Below are 21,919 nucleotides of genomic sequence, written 5' to 3' on the forward strand. Positions count from 1 at the left end.
GGACGGTGTGCGTGGTCATGGTTGTCCTGACGCCTCGGGGGCCGGGGGGTGATCGCCGGTGGGGCGGGTGAACAGCGTGCGGCGGCGCAGGCTGCTGGCGATGGCGAAGAGGGATTCGGAGACGGAGGTGGGCCGGCCGTGGCGGCGCTGGACGAGGTGTCCGAGGGCGGACAGCAGTCCGGCGCCGAGGGGGACGGCGAGGACGAACAGTATCCGATGTCGCAGTGGGCTGCCGCGCAGCATCGACATGGGAGGCCTCCTTCGATACCGGCCACTGTATTTGTGACCAACGGTAACACTATTTCTGGTGATGAGAACCACTCCTGATGTTTCGCGACGGTCCCGCGCGTGCATCCCTCCCGAAGGCGACAAGGGACGGAACAGCGCATGAGAGTTCTCGTGATCGGTGCCTCCGGCTACGTCGGCAGCCGGGTCGTACCCGCCTTCCTCGCTACCGGCTGCACCGTGCGCGCCGCCGCTCGGAACCCGGCGGCCTTGCGACGCTTCTGGTGGCACGACCGGGTCGAGACCGCGCAGGTGGACGTCACCGCCGCGCACACTCTCCCACCGGCGCTCGACGATGTCGACGTCGTGGTCTATCTCGTGCACGGGATGCGCTCGGCGCACTTCCGGGACCTCGACCTGGCAGCGGCCCGCACCGTCCGGCACGCGGTCGATGCCTCTCCGGTGACGCGCGTCGTCTACGTCTCCGGGTTCGTCCCCGAGTGTGCGCCGGACGAGCTGTCCGAGCATCTGCTCTCGCGCTGGGAGGTCGAGCAGGAACTGTCCCGATCCCGCTGCACGGTGATCACGCTGCGAGCCGGGATGGTGCTTGGCTCCGGCTCGACGAGCTTCGAGGTGCTCGGCCAACTCGCAGGGCGCCTACCCGTCACCGTGGTGCCCGACTGGATGGACTCGCGGGTCGAGCCGATCGCGGTCGTCGACCTGGTCGCCGCAGTGCTCGGGGCGGCCGTCACGGACACTCCCACGGACTCGTTCGATGTGGGCTGCGGACAGTCGCTGCGTTATCCCGAGTTGCTCCGCCTCTACGGGCAGGTCACCGGCATGCCGCGCGCCCAGGTCACCGTCGCCGGATTGCCGGGCGCGGTGATCGGTCGGTTCGGCTCGTGGTTGACGGAGGTGCCGTCGGGAACCGTGGCGGCGTTGATGGAGAGCCTGCGGCACGACATGACGGCCCGCGATCGTCGGTGGATCGGCCGCCTGGCCCCGGCTGCTCATCGGCCGTTGGGGATCGTGCAGGCGCTGCAGCGCGCAGTGCTGCCCGCCGATGTGAGTGTGCCGTGCGCGCAGCGGGACCCGATGGGTGCGCTGCCCGGGGATCCGGAGTGGGCGGTCGCCGCGGCGGAGGCGCGCCGATACTCCGCCGTGGGGATCCCCCCGCGCCGCCGTCCGTCGGTGTAGCTTCACGACATGCCCCGTCCGGATCCGGCGTCACCGAACGATTCCCGCAGGCGGCACGAGGACCGCGAACCGCACACCGCCGGGTTGGCGAGCAGACTCAACTGGTTGCGGGCGGGTGTTCTCGGCGCGAACGACGGCATCGTCTCGACCGCGGGACTGGTCGTCGGTGTGGCGGCCGCGACGACGAACGAGGCGGCGATCCTCACCGCCGGTGTGGCCGGGCTGGCCGCGGGGGCCGTGTCGATGGCGCTGGGCGAGTACGTGTCGGTGAGTACGCAACGCGACACCGAGCGCGCGGCGCTGTCCACGGAGCGTCGTGAGCTCGCCGCCATGCCGGAGGCCGAACTCGCCGAACTGGCCGCCCTGCTCGAGGGCAAGGGATTGTCGGCGGTCACGGCGCGTGCCGCGGCGGAGGAGTTGACGGCGCGGGATCCGCTTGCCGCGCATGCCGAGGTGGAGTTGGGGATCGATCCGACCGAACTGGCGAATCCGTGGTCGGCGGCGTTGTCGTCGGCCGTGTCGTTCACCCTGGGCGCGCTGGTGCCGCTGCTGATGGTGGTGTCGGTGCCCGACACGGTGCGGATCCCGGTGACGTTCGTGGCGGTGTTGTGTGCGCTGGCGGCGACGGGATCGATCAGTGCGTGGCTCGGCCGGGCCCGGCGGGGCCGGGCGGTGGTGCGGGTGGTGGTCGGCGGTGCGCTCGCGATGGTCGTGACCTATGGGGTGGGTCAGTTGTTCGACACCGTCGTGTAGCGGGCGTGCCGTGATCCGTGCGGTTGCGCAACAGTTGCGGGATCGCATGCATCGTCGGAGGATGACGCCATGAACTCCCCTGCCCGGTCCCCGTCCGGTGGTCGCTCGAACAAGAAGTTCGATCGGCAGGTCGATGCGGTGATGTCGGCGTCGCGTGCCCTGGTGGGCATCGCGGCGGCCTCGGTGGCCGAGGTCGAAGACCGTGTCAGCATCCCGCATCTGCGCATTCTCGTGCTCGTGGGCACGCGGGGGCCTCTCACCCTCGCCGGGGTGGCGGACGAGTTGGGGGTCGATCCGTCCGGTGCCAGCAGGGCGGTCGACAAGCTGATGAAAGCAGGTCTGCTCGATCGGCGGGACTCTCCGGAGGATCGTCGGAAACTGGCGTTGACGTTGACACCGGACGGTGCGGCGGTGGTCCACACCGTCATGGACCACCGCCGCGACGCGATCGCTGCGGTCCTGAGCCGGTTGAGCACCGGGCAGCGCGACGAACTCGCCGACGCCTTCGGTGTCTTCGCCGAGGCCGCCGGGGAACCGGCCACCGAGGATGCGCTCACGTTGTTGTGGCCGATCCATCCGTGACCGGGTGCCGTGGCCGGGAGGTCACGTGGTGCGGGTCCGTGCCGCGAGGGCCATCCCGGTGGCGGTGAGTGCGCCGGTGACCGACGCCGCGAGCAGTCCGTGATGACGGGACAGCCAGGCCTGCACGCTCGACGCCTTGGCGCGGTCGTCGAATTCGCCGTGGGCACCGAAGTCCGTTCCCTCCGGTCCGTCCGCGGGCTGCCAGAGATTGATGGGCTGGTCGGGGTCTCGGGGCCGGTCGGTCTGCTGGGATCGGTATCCGGTGCGGGCGAGATAGCGGTCGAGCAGGCCGGGGGCGAGTGCGTTGGCGGCGAGGGTGGCGGCGGTGCTCGCCCCGACCCAGTATTCGCGGCGGCGCGGGTGGTCGGCGGCGTGCAGCACCGCGCGGGCGGCCACCTCGGGCTGGTAGATCGGGGGTACGGGTTGGGCGTGGCGCGGGAGCCGGGAGAGGACCCAGGAGAACTGGGGGGTGTTGACGGCGGGCATCTGCACCATGGTGACGTGGATGTTGCTGTGCTGGTGCAGCAGTTCGCAGCGGAGTGCTTCGTGGAAGCCCTGGATGGCGTGTTTGGCGCCGCAGTAGGCGCTCTGCAGCGGAATGCCGCGGTAGGCCAGGGCCGAGCCGACGTGCACGATCGTGCCGCGATCGTGCGGTGTCATCCGTTTCAGTGCGGACATCGTGCCGTAGACGAAGCCGAGATAGTCGACTTCGGTGACCCGGCGGTATTCGTCCGGGGTGATCTCGGTGAACGGGGCGAAGACCGATGTGAACGCCACGTTGATCCATACGTCGATGCGGCCGAAACGCTCCACCGTCGCGGCGGCGGCCGCGTCGACGGCGTCGGGGTCGGCGACATCGGTGGGCAGGATCAGCGCCTGTCCCCCGGCGGCTTCGATCTCGCGGGCGGCGGCGGCGAGCCCGGTCTCGCCGCGGGCGAGCAGGGCGATCCGGGCGTGGCGCTGCCCGTAGGCGCGGGCCACGGCCCGTCCGATGCCGGCGCTGGCGCCGGTGACGACTACGACTTGGTCGGTCGGCGTGGTGTTCATGGGTTTCCGGTCCTTTCGTACAGGTGGGGCACTCATTTCGGAGCGTCCCAGGGGCTGACGAGTCGCCGCGCCGATTCGAGTAGTAGGGCGTGGACGAAGGCCTGGGGGAGATTGCCGCGCAGTTGTCGTTCGACGACGTCGAATTCCTCGGTGAACAGTGCCGGGGTGCCGCATGCGGCGCGGTTGCGTTCGAACCACCGCACGGCCTCGACGGTGTTTCCCTGCTGATGGTCGGCGAGGGCCATGAAGAACCCGCACAGCAGGAATGCGCCTTCGGCGTCGGCGAGGGGACGGTCGTCGTGGCGGAAGCGGTAGATATAGCCGTCGCTGCCGAGTTCGGTGCGGACGGTGTCGAGCGTGCGGCGGCTCAGTCGGTCGGTGGCGGGTAGCGCACCGCGGATGACGGGTAGCAGCAGGGCTGCGTCGATGCGGTCGTCGTCGGGTGCACGTTGCCATCGCCCGGACGGATGGGTGCTGTCGGCGAGGACGGCTCGGGTCAAGGTGTCGGCGAGATCGTTCCACCGGTCCCGTTGTGCGCGGGGAGCGACGGTGGCGGCGGCCCGCAGACCCGCGATACAGGTCAGTTTCGAGTGCGTCCAGTGGCGGCGGTCGAGTTCCCAGATACCGGCATCGGGGTCGCGCCAGCGTAACTCGACGGCGGCGGCGGCGGTCTCGACGGCCCGCCAGTCCCGGCTGTCGAGTCGGTCGTCGCGGGCGGCGGCGGCGAACAGCAGCAGGGCTTCACCGAAGGTGTCGAGCTGGAACTGGTGGTTGACCCGGTTGCCGACGACCACGGAGCCGCCGGGATAGCCCGGCAGCGGCAGAGCGCTCTGGGACGGCACGTCCCCTCCGCCGACGGTGTACGCCGGTTTCAGGTCGGGGCCGTCGGCGAGAAGACGGTCCCCGACGAAGCGCACCGCGGCGTCGAGGAGGGGATGCGGGCCGTAGGCGGCGGCTGCGTGTCCGGCATAGCACTGGTCGCGGATCCAGCAGTAGCGGTAGTCGTAGTTGCGTCCCTGCGCCGCGCGTTCGGGCAACGAGGTGGTCGCGGCGGCCACCATGCCGCCGCCGCGGCTGGTCAATCCGGTCAGCACGGCCGTGGCGTGGCGGGCATCCCGGTCGGCGAGTGTGCCGTCGATCGGTCGTACCGCGCTCGCCCACGCCTGTTCCGTCCGGTGCCAGAGCTCGTCGGCCGGGGCCGGATCGCTGTGGAACGGCCGGTCGGAGATCTCGAGGATCAGGTCGTGGCTGCGTCCGGCCGGCAGGTGGAGATGCATGTCGAGGCCGGTCTCGGTCGGGCATGCCTCCGCGGCGCCGCTCCACCGCAGGTACATCCGTCCGGCGGTCAGTTCCCAGCGGCCGTCACGGAGGGTGGGGTGCGTCGTGTGGTGGCAGCCGGCGCCGGTGCGCAGCATGACCCGCAGCCGGGTGTCGTCCTCGGGGGCGAGGATGCGACGCAGGATCACCGCGGTGTGCGGGTCGGCGGGCATCGCGAGCGCTTCCCGGCATTCGACGATGCCGGTGGCGACCCAGCGGCTGCGCCAGATCAGGGTTCCGTCCTCGTAGTAGCCGCCCCAGACGAAGCGGGTGGTGTCGGGGGCGACGGCGTACGTCCCGTCCCCGCCGAGCAGGGTGGAGAAGACGGGGTCGGAATGCCAGGAGGGCGCGCACATCCAGGCGAAGTCGCCGCGGGGGCCGACGAGGGCGCCGCGTTCTCCGTCGGCGACGAGCGCGTACTCGCGCAGGACGTGGGGTGCGACGTCTGCGCCGGACCAAGGTGTTCGCATCGTGGCCTCGGCTTCCGCTTCGAATCGGCACGAACGAGTGGATCGGTGGGTGTGGTCCCACCCACCACCATCTTGCACCCGGCAATCATTGCGCAAACGCAATATTTGCGTTCGGTTGCCAGTTCTGTCGGGAAGGACGACCATGGGGCGTACCGAGCGCACCGTCCGATCCGGCACCCACGGAGCCGAGACGCACCCCGCTGCACCTCCCCTCTCGCCCTTCCGAACGGCATGCGAACAACCCCGACGCCCACGGTAAGGAGACACCGATGGCCGAGAAGAACGTCGCAGACCATCTGCTCGAGCGGCTGCGCGACTGGAACGTCGAACACGTCTTTGCCTATGCCGGTGACGGCATCAACGGCATCCTCGCGGCCTGGGGACGAGCGGAGAACCACCCGCAGTTCGTGCAGTCCCGCCACGAGGAGATGAGTGCCTTCGAAGCGGTCGGCTACGCCAAGTTCACCGACCGGCTCGGGGTGTGCATGGCCACCTCCGGCCCCGGCGCGATCCATCTGCTCAACGGCCTCTACGACGCCAAACTCGACCACGTTCCGGTCGTCGCCATCGTCGGGCAGACCAACCGCAGCGCCATGGGCGGGTCCTACCAACAGGAAGTGGACCTGCTGAGCCTGTACAAGGACGTCGCGAGCGACTACGTGCAGATGGTCACCGTCCCCGAACAGCTGCCCAACGTGCTCGATCGGGCGATCCGCACCGCGCTGACCCGACGGGCCCCCACCGCGCTGATCGTTCCCGCCGACGTGCAGGAACTGCCGTACTCGCCGCCGACCCACGAGTTCAAGATGGTGCCGTCGAGCCTGGGTTTCGAGCGCCCGCACCTGGCCCCGGACGACGGGGCGATCGCGCGGGCCGCGGAGATCCTCAACGCCGGGCAGAAGGTCGCGTTGCTGGTCGGCAACGGGGCGCGGGCAGCGTCGGCCGAGATCGAACAGGTCGCCGAGGCGCTCGGCGCCGGCGCCGCCAAGGCCCTGCTGGGCAAGGACGTGCTGTCGGACGAGTTGCCCTGGGTCACCGGAGCGATCGGTCTGCTCGGCACAAGGCCGAGCTACGAGATGATGCGCGAATGCGACACCTTGCTCACCATCGGCTCGAGCTTCCCCTACACCCAGTTCCTGCCCGACTACGGTCAGGCCCGCGGGGTGCAGATCGACCTCGACGCGCGCCTGGTCGGCATGCGGTATCCGAATGAGGTGAACCTCGTCGCCGACGCGAGGACCGCGCTGCTCGCGCTGCTGCCGCATCTCGAATACAAGCAGGACCGCAGCTGGCGCGAGAAGATCGAAGCAGACGTCGCCCGGTGGTGGGAGACGATGGACATGCAGGCCGCCGTGCCCGCCGATCCGGTCAATCCCCTGCGGTTGTTCGCCGCACTGTCCCCCCGGCTGCCGGACGATGTCATCGTCACCGCCGATTCCGGATCGTCTGCCAACTGGTACGCCCGCCAGCTGCGCTTCCGCGGTCGCATGCGCGGGTCGCTGTCGGGCACCCTGGCCACGATGGGTCCGGGTGTGCCGTACGCGATCGGCGCGAAGTTCGCCCACCCGGAGCGGCCGGTGATCGCGTTCGCCGGCGACGGGGCGATGCAGATGAACGGCCTGGCCGAGCTGATCACCGTCCACCGTTACTGGCAGAGCTGGCGCGACCCGAGGTTGATCGTGGCGGTGCTGCACAACAACGACCTCAACCAGGTGACCTGGGAGATGCGCGCCATGGCGGGATCCCCGAAATTCGCCGAGTCCCAGACACTTCCGGATATCGACTATGCCGCCTTCGCCGCATCCCTCGGGTTGCAGGCCGTCACGGTGACCGACCCGGACGATCTCGACTCCGCCTGGGACGCGGCGCTGACCGCCGATCGTCCCACCCTGCTCGATGTCCACACCGACCCGAACATGCCCCCGATCCCACCGCACGCTACCTGGGAGCAGTTCAAGGCGGCCACGGCGGCGGTACTCGGTGGCGACGAGGACCGGTGGGACTTCGTCAAGGAAGGCCTCCGCACCAAGGCCCAGGAATTCCTGCCCCACCCGAATCGCTGACGGCGTCGACGTGAGCGTCATCGACGTCACCGCGGCGGCGTACACGATCCCCACCGACACCCCCGAGGCGGACGGGACCCTCGCGTGGGACAGCACCACCGTGGTCCTCGTGCACGCGCGCACCCCCGACGCCGTGGGGGTGGGATGGACGTACGCCCCGGCGGCCTGTGTCCCGGTCGTCACCGACCTGCTCGCCCCGATCGTCGTCGGGCGCTCGGTCCAGGACGTGCCGGGCGTGCACGAGGCGATGGTGCGGGCGCTGCGCAACGCCGGGCGTCCCGGCATCGCCGGCTGTGCTCTGTCGGCGGTCGATTTGGCGTTGTGGGATCTGAAGGCACGCCTGCTCTCTCTTCCGCTGCACCGGTTGCTCGGGGCGCTCCGCGACCGCGTCCCGGTCTACGGCAGCGGCGGTTTCACCACCTACGACGACGACCGGCTCGACGCACAGCTGTGCCACTGGGTGCACGAGCAGGACATCCCCCGCGTGAAGATCAAGATCGCCGAGAGTTGGGGCACCGCAACGACCCGCGATCTGCACCGCATCCGCCGGGCACGTGAGGTGATCGGCGACGCGGCCGAACTGTTCGTCGACGCCAACGGCGGCTACACCGCCAAGCAGGCCGTCCGGATCATGGACGCCGCCGCCGACTGCGATGTGCACTGGCTCGAGGAACCGGTGTCCTCCGACGACCTCGACGGTCTGCGCCGGGTCCGCGAGGCGGTGCGTGCCGAGGTGACCGCCGGCGAATACGGCTACGACCTGCCGTACTTCCACCGCATGTGCGCCGCCGGCGCCGTCGACTGCCTGCAGGCGGACATCACCCGCTGCGGCGGCATCACCGAATGGCTACGAGTGGCCGCCGTCGCCGCGGCGCACGGCCTGGACCTGTCCGCGCACTGCGCCCCGCACCTGCACGTGCACGCCGCCGCCACGATCGCGCACCTGCGGCACCTCGAATGGTTCCACGATCACGTGCGCATCGAGACGAGATTCTTCGACGGCGCCCTCGACCCGGCCGGCGGAAGCGTGCAGCCGCGCGACGACTCCCCCGGGCACGGCCTGACCCCCAAGCTCCCCGACCTCGACCGCTTCCGGGTGCGGTAACGGTCCCGGGCACCCCATGAGGAGGACGATCCAGTGACCACCCACCCCACCCGCCGCACGGGTCGACGCTCGACGTTGCTGTTCGACGAACTCGCCGCGACCCTGCACGACCGCGTCGACGGTGAGGTCCGGTTCGATGCCGGCTCGCGCGCTGCGTATTCCACCGATGCCTCCAACTATCGGCAGGTCCCGATCGGGGTGGTCGTGCCCCGCACCCCGCAGGCCGCCGTCGACACCGTCGCCGTGTGCCGCGAGTTCGACATCCCAGTGCTTTCGCGCGGCGGCGGCACCAGCCTGGCCGGGCAGTGCTGCAACACCGCGGTGGTGCTCGACTGGAGCAAGTACTGCACCCGGATCGGGGAGATCGACGAGCACGCCGGCATCGTCACCGTCGAACCCGGCATCGCCCTCGACGTCCTCAACGATGCGCTCGAGCACACCGGGTGGATGGTCGGTCCCAAACCCTCCACCCACGTCAGCTGCACCATCGGCGGCATGATCGGCAACAATTCGTGCGGATCCACGGCGCAGGCATACGGCAAGACCGTCGACTCGGTCCTCGGCCTCGACGTGCTCACCTACGACGGCACCCGCATGTGGGTCCAAGCCACCGGCGACGACGACTACGAGCGCATCGCCCGGGGCGGTGACCGGCGCGCCGAGATCTACCGCGGCCTGCGCGCCCTGGCCGAGCGCTATGCCGACGATATCCGCGAGCGGTATCCCGACATCCCCCGCCGCGTCTCCGGCTACAACCTCGACTCGCTGTTGCCGGAGAAGAACTTCGACCTCGCCCAGCTGCTCGTCGGCAGTGAGAGCACCCTGGTCACCGTGCTCGGGGCGCGCTTGCAGCTGGTGCGCCGCCCCGCGGCGTCGGCGCTGGTACTGCTCGGCTTCGACGACATCACCGCCGCCGCCGATGCCGTCCCGCTCGTCGTCTCCCACGGCCCCGCCGCCCTCGAAGGCATCGACCATCGGCTCGCTCAACTCGAACACAGCCGGCGCCTCGCCGAGAAGGCCCTGCAGCAACTGCCCGAGGGCCGTGCCTGGTTGATGGTGCAGATGAACGGCGACGACCGGACCGACGCCGACGACAAGGCCAAGACGATGATCGACGACGTGTGCCGACGCACCGGGGCACATGCCGCCGTCTTCGACGACCCGACCCACAAGAAACAGATCTGGGCGGCCCGCGAGGCCGGGCTCGGCGCCACCGCCTACCCACCGAACGAACCGGAAACCCATGAAGGATGGGAAGACGCGGCCGTGCCCCCGGACCGGCTCGGGGACTATCTGCGCGACTTCCGGGCACTGCTCGAGCGATACGGCTACGGAACCGCCTCGCTGTACGGGCATTTCGGCCAAGGATGCGTACACACCCGCATCCCCTTCGATCTGCGCACCGCCCACGGCATCGCCGAGTACCGGTCCTTCGTCGAGGACAGCGCCCGGCTCGTCGTCCGCTACGGCGGGTCGCTGTCCGGCGAACACGGAGACGGGCAGTCCCGCGCCGAACTGCTACCGCTGATGTTCGGCGAGCGGCTGATCACCGCGTTCGAGGAACTCAAAGCGCTGTTCGACCCCGACGATCGCATGAACCCCGGCAAGATCGTCCACCCGTTCCGGCTCGACGAGAACCTGAGACAGGGCAGCGACTACCGGCCCGCCGAACCGAGCACCCACTTCGCCTATCCGGACGACGGTCACCGCTTCGCGCACGCGGCGGCCCGCTGCGTCGGCGTCGGCAAGTGCCGCGGTCACGAATCGGGGGTGATGTGCCCGAGTTACCGCGCCACCGGCGAGGAGGAGCATTCCACCCGCGGTCGTGCCCGCCTGCTGTTCGAGATGCTGCAGGGAGACGTGATCACCGACGGTTGGCGCTCGACGGAGGTCAAGGACGCCCTCGATCTGTGCCTGGCGTGCAAGGGTTGCCGCAGCGACTGCCCGGTCGATGTGGACATGGCGACCTACAAGGCCGAATTCCTCTCCCACTTCTACGCCCACCGGCCCCGGCCTCGCGCGCACTACGCGATGGGCTGGATCCCCGTCTGGGCGCGCCTGGCGGCCCTGGCGCCCGGCGCGGTCAACACCGTCGCGCACGCTCCGGTGCTGGCGGATCTGGTCAAGACGGTCGGTGGGGTCGATCGACGCCGGCCGCTGCCGCGGTTCGCCGACCAGCGTTTCCACCGCTGGTTCGCCATGCGGGAGACACCGGTCGGGGGCGGTGAGCGCGGCACGGTGCTGCTGTGGCCCGACACGTTCACCGACAACTTCGATCCGCAGATCGCCCGCGATGCCGTCACCGTCCTCGAACACGCCGGTTTCTCGGTGCGCCTACCCGAGCGTGCCGCCTGCTGCGGTTTGACCTGGATCTCCACCGGCCAGCTGGCCACCGCGAAACGGGTGTTGCGCCGCACCCTGGCGATCCTCGCCCCGGAACTGCGGGCGGGCACCCCGATCGTGGTGCTCGAACCGAGTTGCGCGGCAGTGTTCCGCGCCGATCTGCCGCAGTTGCTGTACGGCGACCAGGACGCGCAGCGGCTGGCCGACCAGACGGTGACGCTCGGCGAGTTGCTGCACGCCCGCGCCCCGGACCGTCATTCGCCAAATCTGCGCGCGTCGGCGTTGCTGCAACCGCACTGCCATCAGCATGCCGTGCTGAAATACGGTGCCGAACAGGCCGCGCTCGACGCCGCCGGGGTGGACGTCGAGGTCCTCGACGCCGGATGCTGCGGCCTGGCCGGGAATTTCGGATTCGAACGCGGGCATTACGAGGTGTCCGTGGCCTGCGCCGAGGACAAGTTGCTGCCCGCGGTCCGCCGCGCGGCGCCGGGCACCCTGCTGGTGGCGGACGGATTCAGTTGCCGCACCCAGGTGCGTGATCTGCTGCCGGGCAGTGCGCCGCTGCACACCGCGCAGATCCTCGCTGCGGCGGTGCACGAGTCGGGGGTGCACGAATCGGGCCGTCGACCATGACCGCCACCAAGGTGCGGCCGCTGCGGCCCGCACGTCCCTATCCGCGGCGCCGCCACCCGAAGGGTGCGGCGATCGTCGAGGCAGTGACCACCACGGATCCGAAGCGGCTCGGGGTGTTCTATCTGTGCACCGCCTTCGGTTTCTTCCTGTTCGGTGGGGTCCTGGCGATGTTGCTGCGGGGCGAACTGGCGGTGCCGGGGCTGCAATTCCTGTCCAATGAGCAGTACAACCAGTTGTTCACCCTGCACGGCACGGTCATGTTGCTGCTGTATGCCACCCCGATCGTCTTCGGTTTCGCCAATTACATCCTGCCGTTGCAGATCGGTGCGCCGGATGTGGCGTTCCCGCGACTGAACGCGTTCAGCTACTGGGCGTTCCTGTTCGGTGGGCTCGTCACCGTCGCCGGATTCGTCACCCCGGGCGGGGCGGCCGATGTCGGGTGGACGGCCTATGCGCCGCTCAGCGATGTGGCGCATTCCCCGGGGATGGGGGTGAACATGTGGATCGTGGGTCTGGCGTTGTCGGGTCTGGGCACCATCCTCGCGGCGGTCAACATGGTCACCACGGTGGTGTGCCTGCGCGCACCGGGCATGACCATGTTCCGGATGCCGATCTTTACTTGGAACATCCTGATCACGAGCCTGCTGGTGTTGTTGGCTTTTCCGATTCTCACGGCTGCGCTGATGGGTCTGCTGGCGGACCGGCAGTTGGGGGCGCACATCTACGATCCGGGCACCGGGGGCGCGATCCTGTGGCAGCACCTGTTCTGGTTCTTCGGTCACCCCGAGGTGTACATCGTGGCGTTGCCGTTCTTCGGGATCATCACCGAGATCCTGCCGGTGTTCTCCCGCAAACCGGTGTTCGGTTATCAGGGGTTGGTCTTCGCGACGATCTCGATCGCGGCGCTGTCCATCGCGGTGTGGGCGCACCACATGTACGCCACCGGCGCCGTGCTGCTGCCGTACTTCTCGTTCATGACCTTCCTGATCGCCGTCCCGACCGGTGTGAAGTTCTTCAACTGGATCGGCACCATGTGGAAGGGCCAGATCACCTTCGAGACACCGATGCTCTTCGCCGTCGGCTTCATCGTGACCTTCCTCTTCGGTGGCCTGACCGGCGTCATCCTCGCGAGCCCGCCGCTGGACTTCCACCTGCACGACTCGTACTTCGTCGTCGCCCACTTCCACTACGTGCTCTTCGGCACCATCGTCTTCGCCACCTACGCCGGCATCTACTTCTGGTTCCCGAAGATGACCGGCAGATTGATGGACGAGCAACTCGGCCGCTGGCACTTCTGGCTGACCTTCATCGGCTTCCACACCACCTTCCTGGTGCAGCACTGGCTCGGCAACGAGGGCATGCCCCGTCGCTACGCCGACTACCTGCCCTCGGACGGGTTCACCACCCTGAACACGATCTCGACGATCGGTGCCTTCGTCGTGGGCGCCTCGACCCTGCCGTTCGTGTGGAACGTCTTCAAGAGCTACCGCTACGGCCAGGTCGTCACGGTCGACGACCCGTGGGGCTACGGCAACTCGCTCGAATGGGCGACGACCTGCCCGCCGCCGCGGCACAACTTCTACGAGCTGCCGCGGATCCGCTCGGAGCGTCCCGCCTTCGAGCTGCACTATCCCGACATGGTCGAGAAGATGCGGACCGAATCCCATGTCCTTCCGCTCGGCATCGGACGCGAATCGCATCTCGCCGAGGATACCGCGCACCGCGGCGAACATGCCGACCCCTCGAACGGCACCGACCCGCCGGCTGCATCGTCGGCCACGGAGGGCTCGTCCCGGTGAGCGACTACGAGGCGGTGGTGATCGGCGCCGGTCCGAACGGACTCGTCGCCGCCAATCTGCTCGCCGACGCCGGATGGAGTGTGCTCGTGGTCGAGGCCGCCGCCGAACCCGGCGGGGCCGTGCGCAGCGCCGAGATCACCGCCGAGGGCTTCGGCACCGATCTGTGCAGCGCCTTCTATCCGATGGGGGTGGCCTCCCCGGTGCTCGCCGGTCTGGACCTGCACCGTTACGGGCTGCGCTGGCGTCACGCGCGGGATGTGCTGGCGCACCTCTTTCCCGACGACGAGATCGCGGTGCTCTCCCGCAACGTCGAACGCACCGCCGCGTCGGTGGCCCGGTTCGCGCCCGACGACGCCCGGGCCTGGCGCGACGAGCTCGCGCTGTGGCAGCGCATCGGCGGCCCGCTCCTCGACGCGTTGCTGAGCCCGTTTCCCCCGATCCGCGGTACCGCCGCCCTGGCGCGGAGCACCACCGGCAGTGAGGCGATCCGGTTGCTGCGCCGGTTCCTGTTACCCGCCCGACGGTTCGGGCAGGAGACCTTCTCCGGCGACGGTGCTCGAATGTTGTTGGCGGGCAACGCTGTCCACAGTGATCTCGGTCCCGACGACGCCGCCGGCGCACTGTTCGGGTGGTTGCTGACCATGCTGGGGCAGACCGTCGGCTTCCCCGCACCCGCGGGCGGGGCGGCACGGATCACCGACGCGCTGGTCCGTCGGCTGACCGACCGCGGCGGCACGATCGAATGCGGTCGGGAGATCACCGGCATCCTCGTGCAGGACGGTCGCGGCGTCGGGGTCCGGGACGCCCACGGCGACCGGATCCGCGCCACCCGGGCAGTGCTCGCCGACGTGCCCGCCCCGACGCTGTACCGGCAGTTGCTCGGGGAGGAGCATCTGCCGGCCCGCCTGCTCCGCGATCTGCGGCACTTCCAGTGGGACGACGGCACCGTGAAGGTCGACTGGGCGCTGTCGGACCCGATCCCCTGGTCGAACCCGGCCGCCTCCGGGGCGGGCACCGTCCATCTCGGCGTCGACATGGGCGGGCTGGCGATCTATCACACCCAGTTGCGCAACGGGACACTGCCGGACCATCCGTTCGTGCTGCTGGGCCAGATGACCACCACCGACCCGTCCCGGTCACCGCCGGGCACCGAGGCGGTCTGGGCGTACACCCATGTACCCCGGGATCTCGTATGGACCGCCGACCGGCGCGAACGGTTCGCCGATCGGATCCAGGCCGTCGTCGAACGGCACGCACCGGGGTTCACCGGTCGCATCCTGGGCCGTGCCGTCCAGAGCCCCGCCGAACTCGAACAGCACAATCCCGCTCTCGTCGGCGGGGCCATCAACCAGGGCACCCCCGCCCTGCATCAGCAGCTGATCTTCCGGCCCACCCCCGGCCTGGGCCGCGCCGACACCCCCGTGGACCGGGTGTTCCTGGCCGGCGCCTCGGCGCATCCCGGTGGCGCGGTCCACGGTGCGCCCGGCGCCAACGCCGCGCGGGCCGCGCTGGCCCGCGACGGCACCGGCGGCGGGATGTATCGCACGGTGATGCGCTCGCTCCAGCACACCGTGCTGCGGTAGCCCCTTCCGCTGCGGTCGGGGCGGCTAGTCGACCGGGCCGAGCGCGGGAGCGGTCACGAAGCTCAGCGCGTCGTGGCCGGCGAGATGGTTGTCGAGGATGCGCTCGATGGCCTGCCGCCATTCCTCCCGCACGGTCCCGGCGTCGTCGCCGGCATCGAGTCTCTGCAGGATGTTGTGCTGCGCAACGTGATAGGCCATGGGCGTGTCGATGTCGAAGGTCGGTAATGCCATGGCCGGCACCATACGTCCGAACCACCCACGACCCAAACCCCCGGTTCCGGCCGTGCACACGGGCCCGAACCGAACCCACCCCCGAGCCATACCATCGGATAATCGATTATCCGATGGTATGGTCCGGGGATGGCATCGGTTGACGTCGAGTCCGGCTGGCCCGCGGTCACCTACCAACAGCACCCGTGGGTGAGCAGCGATGCCTACGGCTCGCGGCGGGAGAAGCGCCTGACCACCGGCCCCTACCGCGCCGCGGTACCCCCGCTCATCGCCCACCGGCCCGTCCCGCTCGACGGCGAACTGCAGGCCCTCACCGAGGAAGCCGCGACGGAACTGACCCGCTTCGATGTCGAGGTCGGACACATCACCGCCCCGTTCGCCTCCATCCTGCTGCGCACCGAGAGCGCGTCGAGTTCGGAGATCGAGAACCTCTCCAGCGGGGCGCGGCAGATCGCGCTCGCCGAACTCGGCGAACACGCCTCCCGCAACGCCCGCCTGATCGTCGGCAACGTGCGGGCGATGCGCGCGGCGCTCGAGCTGTCCGATGCGATCGACGCCGACGCGATCCTGCGGATGCACCACGCGCTGCTCGAGCACGACGATCCGGCGATCGCCGGCCGCTGGCGCACCCAGCAGGTGTGGATCGGCGGGGGCAGCCTGGGTCCGCACACCGCACAGTTCGTGCCCCCGCACCACGCGCGGGTGCCCGAGCTGATCGACGATCTGGTGGTCTTCACCAACCGGGTGGATCTGCCGGTGGTCGCGCAGATCGCCGTCGCGCATGCCCAGTTCGAGACCATCCACCCGTTCCCGGACGGCAACGGCCGGGTGGGCCGCGCGCTGATCCAGGCGATGCTGCGCGGCGGGCAGCTCACCCGCAGTGTCGCCGTGCCGGTCTCGGCGGGCCTGTTGCACAACACCGGGGAGTACTTCGATGCGCTCGGCGCCTACCGCGCCGGGGACATCGGGCCGATCGTGCGGTCGATCGTCGATGCGTCGTTCGCGGCGGTCGCCAACGGCCGCACGCTCGTCGCCGATCTCGAGGCGGTGCGTGAGCTGTGGCGGTCCCGGGTGACGGCGCGGCGGGATTCGGCGGTGCACCGGCTGGTGGACGTGCTGTTGCGCCAGCCGGTGATCGACAACCGCTCGGCCGCCGCGGCCTTGTCGGTGACCGGCGCCAACGCGCAGATCGCCATCGACCGGTTGGTGGAGGCGGGGATCCTCACGCAGATCACCGAGGGGCGCCGCAATCGCATCTGGCAGGCCAAGGATGTGGTGCGGGTGCTCGACGAGTTCGCCGCGCGCGCCAAACGCCGCCGCGGCTGACCTCCCCGGTATCGCTCCGCCCGGTGTCGATCGGACTCGGTGTCGGTCGGTTCGGGTCGATCAGCCCGGGATGTCGCGCGGGTCGTGACCGTAGGTGTTGCGTTCGCCGATCGTCCCGTCGAGGTTGTGGACGAGGTGTTCGACCTTGCGGCGGCGCGCCTCGTCGCGGCCGGCGGCGACGGCCTCCTCGCGGGTGGGATAGGTGCCGAGCAGGTCGTTCGAGCCCTCGATGCGGTTGTGCCAGGATCCGTCCTGGTGGAACGTCTCGACATCGCCGGCGGGCATGGGATGCTCCTCTCCACGAAGGGTCGGTCGTCCACCGCGTACCCGGTGCCGGTGTCCCCGAATCCGGACGCGGTCTCTGCTGTCCCGTCGGTCCCTGCTGTCACACTGGACTCGCACATCTGTACGAGCGGATCTTCACGGGAGGGGCATCGTGGCGGGCAGCGCGACCGAGCCGGGATTGTCGGACTGGATCGGGTCGTATCTGGAGACCTTGCAGACCGCGAAACGGTCCCCGCACACCATCAAGGCCTACCGGCTCGACCTGCACGCGGTGCGCGCCCATCTCGCCGCGACCTGCGCCGTGTCGGAGGAGACGCTCACACTCGGGGACGTGACGGTGCGCGGCTTGCGGTCGGCGTTCGCGGCGTTCGCCGCCGAACGGCAACCGGCGTCGGTGCGCCGCGCCTGGTCGGTGTGGAACAACTTCTGCAACTTCCTCGTCTCCGAAGGGGTGTCGGAAGGCAACCCGATGGCCTCGATCGCGCAGCCGAAGAAACCGCAGCACACCCCGAAGGCGTTCTCCCCCACCGCGATCAATCAACTCGTCGACACCATCACCGTGGAGGCGCAACGCCCCGCGGAGTCGGCGCGGGACTGGCCGCAACGCGATCTGGCGCTCATCGCGACGCTGCTGCTCACCGGGATCCGCTCGGACGAGCTGATCCGGCTCGATGTGGGCAGCATCCTCGGTGGCCGTCAGGCGCCGGTGCTGCGGGTGCTCGGCAAGGGCGCGATCGAACGGGAGATCCCCCTCGAGGACAGCTGGACGGCGATCGTCGCCGCCTATCTCGAGGAACGCTACGCCCGTTTCCCCGCCGCGCGGCGCCGCACCCGCGACCGCGACGAACTGCCGGTGTGGGAGCGGCACGACCCGGCCGACCCGCTGTTCGTCGGCGCGGACGGCAAACGCATCACCCGCGGCACGCTGCAGTACCGGGTGCGGCGCATCTACCGCCGCGCCGGTATCGAGTCCGAACGCAAACGCGGTGCGCTCGCCCACGCGTTGCGGCACACCTTCGCGACGAGCCTGGCCGACAGCGGCGCGACGATGGTCGAGTTGCAGCAGCTGCTCGGGCACCGGTCGTTGCAGACCGTGCAGGTGTACACCTCGGCAACCAACGATGCGGTGCGGCACGCCGCGCGGCACAACCCCGTCTACGGGTTGCTCGGGTCGGGTCGTGAGCCGCTCGGCGACGGGCCGGGTTAGCTCGTCGGTTGCGCTGTGGGCGGGCGCGGCAACTGCAAGACTGGGGATCGATCCATCCGGCAACGTGAAGGAGCATCCATGAGCGTCGAGCAGACCGAACCCCGCCGTCATCGTGTGGTCGTGATCGGATCCGGTTTCGGTGGGCTGTTCGGGACCCAGGCCCTGGCTCGTGCCGATGTGGACGTCACGGTCGTGGCGCGCACCACCCATCACTTGTTCCAGCCGTTGCTGTACCAGGTGGCCACGGGCATCCTGTCGGTCGGCGACATCGCCCCGGCGACCCGCATGGTGCTGCGCAGACAGAAGAACGCGCAGGTGCTGCTCGGGGACGTCGAGAAGATCGACCTGGAGAACCGGACGGTGACCTCCCGGTTCCTCGAGCGGTACACCGCCACCGAATTCGACAGCCTCATCGTCGCGGCGGGCGCCGGCCAGTCCTATTTCGGCAACGACCAGTTCGCCGAGTTCGCGCCGGGCATGAAGACCATCGACGACGCCCTCGAGCTGCGCGGCCGGATCCTCGGGGCGTTCGAGCAGGCCGAACTGTCCCACGATCACGAGGAACGCGCCCGGTTGCTGACCTTCGTGGTGGTCGGCGCGGGCCCGACCGGGGTGGAGCTGGCCGGGCAGATCGCCGAGCTCTCGCGCCGCACCCTCAAGGGCACCTTCCGCAACATCGATCCGACCGAGGCGCGGGTGGTGCTGCTCGACGGTGCCTCCGATGTGCTGCCGGTCTACGGCGGCAAACTCAGCCGCAAGGCCCGCAACACCCTCGAACGGCTCGGGGTGGAGATCCAGCTCGGCGCGATGGTCACCGACGTCGACGCCGACGGTCTCGTCGTCAAGGAGAAGGACGGCTCGCAGCGACGCATCGAATCGCAGTGCAAGGTGTGGTCGGCGGGCGTGGCGGCCAGCCCGCTCGGCAAGCAGCTCGCCGAACAGTCCGGCGCCGGGATCGACCGGGCGGGCCGGGTGGAGGTGCTGCCGGATCTGACACTGCCGGGGCATCCGAACGTGTTCGTCATCGGCGACATGATGTCGCTGAACAAGCTACCCGGGCTGGCGCAGGTGGCGATGCAGGGCGGCAAGTACGCGGCCCGGCAGATCATCGCCTCCCTCGACGGCGCCGACCCGACCCATCGGGAACCGTTCAAGTATTTCGACAAGGGCAGCATGGCGACCATCTCGCGGTTCAGTGCGGTCGCCAAGGTCGGCAAACTCGAGATCAGCGGGTTCCTCGGCTGGGTGGCGTGGTTGTTCATCCACCTGCTGTATCTGGTGGGGTTCTCGTCGAAGCTGTCCACGCTGTTGTCGTGGGCGCAGGCGTTCTTCTCCACCGGCCGCAACGAGATGGCCGCGACCGAGCAGCAGGTGTTCGCGCGGATCGCGCTCGAGCACATGCGCTCGGACGAACCCGGCGGCGACTCGCAGAACGGCGAGAGCGCGACGAAGGGCGGGGACCGTTCGGCGGAGGCTCCGGCCGGGCGGGGCCGCGGGGGGACGCAGGCCGCGGGCTGATCGTCGGCGCTCCGGCCGGGCACGGTGTCCCGGCCGGAGCCGCCCGGCTGCAGGGTCAGTGCCCGATGCGGTCCGCGTTCGTGATGTTCGCCAGGCGCACCTGCCCCTGCGCGACGAGACGGTCCTGCTCGTCGACGATCTCCACCCGCCACACCTGCTGGGTGCGTCCGCGGTGCACCGGGGTGCCGGTCGCGGTGAGGACCCCTTCGCGGGTCGCGCGGAGGAAGTCGGTGTTGTTGTTGACCCCGACGACGTTGCCCTTGTCCCCCAGCCAGTTGGCGCCGGCGACGCTGGCGACGGTCTCGATCACCGCGCAGTACACCCCGCCGTGCACGATGCCGTAGGGCTGGTGCTGCGTGGGGGTGATCGTCCACCGGGCCCGCGCGAGATCGGGTCCGAGTTCGACGAACTCGAGGCCGAGGGCGGTGTTGAAGCCTCGGTCGTTGACGGCGTTGATCGCCTGCACGTCGTGCTGGGCCGGGGCGGAGGTGGACTGGTCGCTCATACGGGCTTCCCTTGTTCGTGCGTGGGTCGACCGGCCGCCGGGACAGGTGGCCGTCGAACGATGGTAGGACATGGCGATTTTCGGACGCCTGACCTCCGAGCGTGGCACGCGGGGCTGGTCACTGCAGGGTCACCAGCAGCGCGTAGGCGACGATCGAGTAGCCGTCGGGGATCGGCCCGAACCGGTGCACGGTCCGCGCGCCCTCGTACTCGACGCCGTACCAGCCCGCGTCCGCGGTCGGGATCCTGATGGTCCGCTGGATCACCGGGTGACGTTCGGCGACCCGGGCGCGCCCGTGCGGTCGGGTGCGGTACAGCGTCCACAGATAGCGGTCCCACACCAGATGCCCGGTGAGCACGACGTCGCAGAGGGTGTCGAGTTGCGGTGGGAGCACGGTGGTGAAGCCGTGACCGAGATGGGCGAGCAGTTCGATCCGATCGTCGACGGTGATCTGCTCGACCCGGGCGGGTATGTGCCGGACGAGTTCGCGGATGCAGTCGCTCGCGCCGGGGGTGGTCCAGGAGGTGGTCGGTTCACACACCTGCCCGGGGACGGGTTGGTCGGGCCACGGTTCGAGGTCTTCGATCATCCACAGGGTGGTCATCTCTCGGTGCTTCCCAGGTCGCGGCGCGGATTCCTCCAGCATCCTCCGGGTTCGCCACCGCAGCGCCTGCGATCGGCCGGTTGCGCTGTGCGTCGACGGCGCAGGCTCCGGACACGCGACGGCGGGCCCCACATGGATGTGAGGCCCGCCGCGGGAAGGGACCGGGAGTCACTGCAGCCCTCAGGACTCCGCTGCGGTCCGGCAGTCGGAACGGATTCGATTATAGGGAAGGCTGCCCTAATCCGGCAAGGCCTCGGACGGGATAGCCGGCGGCGACGAAGGCGTCGAGCAACGCCTGACCGCGGCGCGCGGCGGTGCGGCGGGAGGCGCCGCCCAGCACGGGCAGCTGGGCGGCGCCGGTGACGACGGTGCGCCCGACGATCGCCCAGAAGCGGTTCCGGTCGAGCGGGGCGAGGGAGCGCAGCGCGAGATGGACGGCCTCGAGGGCTGTTGCGGCGCGGTGGGCGGTCCACACCGCCATCGCCCGCTCGCACGGCAGCACCACCACGTCGCGTTGCCCGACGGCACGGTCCTCGGGCAGCACCCGCAGGGTGTCGTCGGCGAGACCGGCCCAGTCGATGCAGCCGTCGCTGTCCTGGTGCAGCCACAGATTGTCCAGACCCGGATCCCAGACGCGGCCCTCGAGGGCGTAGGGAGCGAGGACGCGGCCGACCACGGCGTGGATGAGGGCGCCGGCGACCTGTTCGACGGCGATGCGCGGGTCCTCGGTGTCGAGCAGGGCGCGGTCGTAGAGCGCCTCGACGCGCTGCTGTCGCTCGCCGCCGCCGAGGAACCACCAGCGGCGGCGGGGTTCTTCGTCGATACAGGCCACCGCATACACGCGGGGGGCTCCCGCGGCGAGTGCGCGCAGCCGGGCGCGCGTGTCCTCGAACGGGCGGACGGGTGCCGCCGTGGGCGGCAGCAGCAGCGTCGTCATCCGACACCTCCTGATCGACGGTGAATCCTGATTAGGTAAGCCTAACCATTGCATCCGGGGGTGGTGTGCGCAACCCCATCCCCTACTCCCGCCGACACATAGGATTCCGTAACCTAACTCCGAAGGCCTTCGCGTTCCCCACGATCCGCGACGACCCGAACCGCACCACCGCCTTCCCGAGGAGCACCC

19 protein-coding genes are annotated in these 21,919 nt (G+C 69.8%); 11 read left to right on the forward strand and 8 right to left on the reverse strand.

Annotation, left to right across the window (positions count from 1 at the left end):
- Nucleotides 1-15: 15 nt before the first annotated feature.
- Nucleotides 16-249 carry a hypothetical protein gene (locus tag B9C99_RS23950; RefSeq protein ID WP_088899584.1) on the reverse strand — a complete coding sequence of 78 codons (234 nt, stop codon included), beginning with the start codon at nucleotides 247-249 and terminating at the stop codon, nucleotides 16-18.
- 138 nt (nucleotides 250-387) lie between these two features.
- Here B9C99_RS23950 and B9C99_RS23955 point away from each other — a divergent pair, with 138 nt between their 5' ends.
- The 3 genes from B9C99_RS23955 to B9C99_RS23965 all read left to right on the forward strand — a co-directional run bounded on the left by B9C99_RS23955 (nucleotide 388) and on the right by B9C99_RS23965 (nucleotide 2,757).
- Nucleotides 388-1,422, forward strand: coding sequence for an NAD(P)H-binding protein (locus B9C99_RS23955; protein ID WP_088899585.1), 1,035 nt, complete (start codon nucleotides 388-390; stop codon nucleotides 1,420-1,422).
- Between the two features lie 9 nt (nucleotides 1,423-1,431).
- Nucleotides 1,432-2,175, forward strand: a complete 744-nt coding sequence (locus B9C99_RS23960; RefSeq protein ID WP_088899586.1) for a VIT family protein — start codon at nucleotides 1,432-1,434, stop codon at nucleotides 2,173-2,175.
- A 69-nt stretch (nucleotides 2,176-2,244) separates the two neighbouring features.
- Nucleotides 2,245-2,757, forward strand: a complete 513-nt coding sequence (locus B9C99_RS23965) for a MarR family winged helix-turn-helix transcriptional regulator (protein WP_088899587.1) — start codon at nucleotides 2,245-2,247, stop codon at nucleotides 2,755-2,757.
- Between the two features lie 21 nt (nucleotides 2,758-2,778).
- Here the strand turns inward: B9C99_RS23965 and B9C99_RS23970 are convergent, their stop codons facing one another.
- Together B9C99_RS23970 and B9C99_RS23975 are read right to left on the reverse strand one after the other, a co-directional pair.
- Nucleotides 2,779-3,804, reverse strand: coding sequence for an SDR family oxidoreductase (locus tag B9C99_RS23970; RefSeq protein WP_088899588.1), 1,026 nt, complete (start codon nucleotides 3,802-3,804; stop codon nucleotides 2,779-2,781).
- A 32-nt stretch (nucleotides 3,805-3,836) separates the two neighbouring features.
- Complete coding sequence (locus tag B9C99_RS23975; RefSeq protein ID WP_172415076.1) at nucleotides 3,837-5,591, reverse strand: glycoside hydrolase family 15 protein; 1,755 nt, start codon at nucleotides 5,589-5,591, stop codon at nucleotides 3,837-3,839.
- A gap of 269 nt (nucleotides 5,592-5,860) precedes the next feature.
- On the opposite strand from B9C99_RS23975, the gene B9C99_RS23980 reads away from it, so the two are divergent.
- The 5 genes from B9C99_RS23980 to B9C99_RS24000 are packed head-to-tail and all read left to right on the forward strand — an operon-like array spanning nucleotide 5,861 to nucleotide 15,117.
- Nucleotides 5,861-7,654 (forward strand): thiamine pyrophosphate-requiring protein, encoded by a 1,794-nt coding sequence (locus B9C99_RS23980; RefSeq protein WP_088899589.1) that lies wholly within the window; start codon nucleotides 5,861-5,863, stop codon nucleotides 7,652-7,654.
- Nucleotides 7,655-7,664: 10 nt separating this feature from the next.
- Entirely contained in the window at nucleotides 7,665-8,759 is a 1,095-nt protein-coding gene (locus tag B9C99_RS23985; RefSeq protein ID WP_088899590.1) for an enolase C-terminal domain-like protein, read from the forward strand.
- A 33-nt stretch (nucleotides 8,760-8,792) separates the two neighbouring features.
- Nucleotides 8,793-11,735 carry an FAD-binding and (Fe-S)-binding domain-containing protein gene (locus B9C99_RS23990; protein WP_253250189.1) on the forward strand — a complete coding sequence of 981 codons (2,943 nt, stop codon included), beginning with the start codon at nucleotides 8,793-8,795 and terminating at the stop codon, nucleotides 11,733-11,735.
- Nucleotides 11,732-13,534 (forward strand): cytochrome c oxidase subunit I, encoded by a 1,803-nt coding sequence (gene ctaD, locus B9C99_RS23995; RefSeq protein WP_253250190.1) that lies wholly within the window; start codon nucleotides 11,732-11,734, stop codon nucleotides 13,532-13,534. The genes B9C99_RS23990 and ctaD overlap by 4 nt, the downstream gene beginning before the upstream one ends.
- On the forward strand, nucleotides 13,531-15,117 hold the full coding sequence (locus B9C99_RS24000) for an NAD(P)/FAD-dependent oxidoreductase (RefSeq protein WP_088899591.1): 1,587 nt from the start codon (nucleotides 13,531-13,533) through the stop codon (nucleotides 15,115-15,117). The genes ctaD and B9C99_RS24000 overlap by 4 nt, the downstream gene beginning before the upstream one ends.
- Nucleotides 15,118-15,141: 24 nt before the next feature.
- Here B9C99_RS24000 and B9C99_RS24005 read toward each other — a convergent pair whose 3' ends face one another.
- Nucleotides 15,142-15,348, reverse strand: coding sequence for a hypothetical protein (locus tag B9C99_RS24005; protein ID WP_026061941.1), 207 nt, complete (start codon nucleotides 15,346-15,348; stop codon nucleotides 15,142-15,144).
- Between the two features lie 129 nt (nucleotides 15,349-15,477).
- Here B9C99_RS24005 and B9C99_RS24010 point away from each other — a divergent pair, with 129 nt between their 5' ends.
- Nucleotides 15,478-16,674 (forward strand): Fic family protein, encoded by a 1,197-nt coding sequence (locus B9C99_RS24010; protein ID WP_088899592.1) that lies wholly within the window; start codon nucleotides 15,478-15,480, stop codon nucleotides 16,672-16,674.
- Nucleotides 16,675-16,734: 60 nt separating this feature from the next.
- Here the strand turns inward: B9C99_RS24010 and B9C99_RS24015 are convergent, their stop codons facing one another.
- Nucleotides 16,735-16,959: a DUF2188 domain-containing protein gene (locus B9C99_RS24015; RefSeq protein ID WP_088899593.1), complete on the reverse strand. Its 225-nt coding sequence runs from the start codon at nucleotides 16,957-16,959 to the stop codon at nucleotides 16,735-16,737.
- A 151-nt stretch (nucleotides 16,960-17,110) separates the two neighbouring features.
- Between B9C99_RS24015 and B9C99_RS24020 the strand changes: the two genes are divergently transcribed.
- Nucleotides 17,111-18,166, forward strand: coding sequence for a tyrosine-type recombinase/integrase (locus tag B9C99_RS24020; RefSeq protein WP_088899594.1), 1,056 nt, complete (start codon nucleotides 17,111-17,113; stop codon nucleotides 18,164-18,166).
- A 78-nt stretch (nucleotides 18,167-18,244) separates the two neighbouring features.
- Nucleotides 18,245-19,684 carry an NAD(P)/FAD-dependent oxidoreductase gene (locus B9C99_RS24025; protein ID WP_088899595.1) on the forward strand — a complete coding sequence of 480 codons (1,440 nt, stop codon included), beginning with the start codon at nucleotides 18,245-18,247 and terminating at the stop codon, nucleotides 19,682-19,684.
- A 55-nt stretch (nucleotides 19,685-19,739) separates the two neighbouring features.
- Here the strand turns inward: B9C99_RS24025 and B9C99_RS24030 are convergent, their stop codons facing one another.
- From B9C99_RS24030 to B9C99_RS24040, 3 genes are all read right to left on the reverse strand, one after another.
- Nucleotides 19,740-20,189 carry a PaaI family thioesterase gene (locus B9C99_RS24030; RefSeq protein WP_088899596.1) on the reverse strand — a complete coding sequence of 150 codons (450 nt, stop codon included), beginning with the start codon at nucleotides 20,187-20,189 and terminating at the stop codon, nucleotides 19,740-19,742.
- Nucleotides 20,190-20,307: 118 nt separating this feature from the next.
- On the reverse strand, nucleotides 20,308-20,793 hold the full coding sequence (locus B9C99_RS24035) for a hypothetical protein (RefSeq protein ID WP_088899597.1): 486 nt from the start codon (nucleotides 20,791-20,793) through the stop codon (nucleotides 20,308-20,310).
- A gap of 220 nt (nucleotides 20,794-21,013) precedes the next feature.
- Nucleotides 21,014-21,730: a hypothetical protein gene (locus tag B9C99_RS24040; RefSeq protein WP_016694287.1), complete on the reverse strand. Its 717-nt coding sequence runs from the start codon at nucleotides 21,728-21,730 to the stop codon at nucleotides 21,014-21,016.
- Nucleotides 21,731-21,919 lie beyond the last annotated feature (189 nt).

The organism is Rhodococcus sp. BUPNP1 (assembly GCF_002215235.1).
Classification (GTDB): Bacteria; Actinomycetota; Actinomycetes; order Mycobacteriales; family Mycobacteriaceae; genus Rhodococcus.

Bases quoted from the DNA above. Each gene is read 5' to 3' on its own strand.
- B9C99_RS23950 (WP_088899584.1), bottom strand. From the start codon at position 249: ATGTCGATGCTGCGCGGCAGCCCACTGCGACATCGGATACTGTTCGTC.
- B9C99_RS23955 (WP_088899585.1), top strand. From the start codon at position 388: ATGAGAGTTCTCGTGATCGGTGCCTCCGGCTACGTCGGCAGCCGGGTC.
- B9C99_RS23960 (WP_088899586.1), top strand. From the start codon at position 1,432: ATGCCCCGTCCGGATCCGGCGTCACCGAACGATTCCCGCAGGCGGCAC.
- B9C99_RS23965 (WP_088899587.1), top strand. From the start codon at position 2,245: ATGAACTCCCCTGCCCGGTCCCCGTCCGGTGGTCGCTCGAACAAGAAG.
- B9C99_RS23970 (WP_088899588.1), bottom strand. From the start codon at position 3,804: ATGAACACCACGCCGACCGACCAAGTCGTAGTCGTCACCGGCGCCAGC.
- B9C99_RS23975 (WP_172415076.1), bottom strand. From the start codon at position 5,591: ATGCGAACACCTTGGTCCGGCGCAGACGTCGCACCCCACGTCCTGCGC.
- B9C99_RS23980 (WP_088899589.1), top strand. From the start codon at position 5,861: ATGGCCGAGAAGAACGTCGCAGACCATCTGCTCGAGCGGCTGCGCGAC.
- ctaD (WP_253250190.1), top strand. From the start codon at position 11,732: ATGACCGCCACCAAGGTGCGGCCGCTGCGGCCCGCACGTCCCTATCCG.
- B9C99_RS24005 (WP_026061941.1), bottom strand. From the start codon at position 15,348: ATGGCATTACCGACCTTCGACATCGACACGCCCATGGCCTATCACGTT.
- B9C99_RS24010 (WP_088899592.1), top strand. From the start codon at position 15,478: ATGGCATCGGTTGACGTCGAGTCCGGCTGGCCCGCGGTCACCTACCAA.
- B9C99_RS24015 (WP_088899593.1), bottom strand. From the start codon at position 16,959: ATGCCCGCCGGCGATGTCGAGACGTTCCACCAGGACGGATCCTGGCAC.
- B9C99_RS24025 (WP_088899595.1), top strand. From the start codon at position 18,245: ATGAGCGTCGAGCAGACCGAACCCCGCCGTCATCGTGTGGTCGTGATC.
- B9C99_RS24030 (WP_088899596.1), bottom strand. From the start codon at position 20,189: ATGAGCGACCAGTCCACCTCCGCCCCGGCCCAGCACGACGTGCAGGCG.
- B9C99_RS24035 (WP_088899597.1), bottom strand. From the start codon at position 20,793: ATGACCACCCTGTGGATGATCGAAGACCTCGAACCGTGGCCCGACCAA.
- B9C99_RS24040 (WP_016694287.1), bottom strand. From the start codon at position 21,730: ATGACGACGCTGCTGCTGCCGCCCACGGCGGCACCCGTCCGCCCGTTC.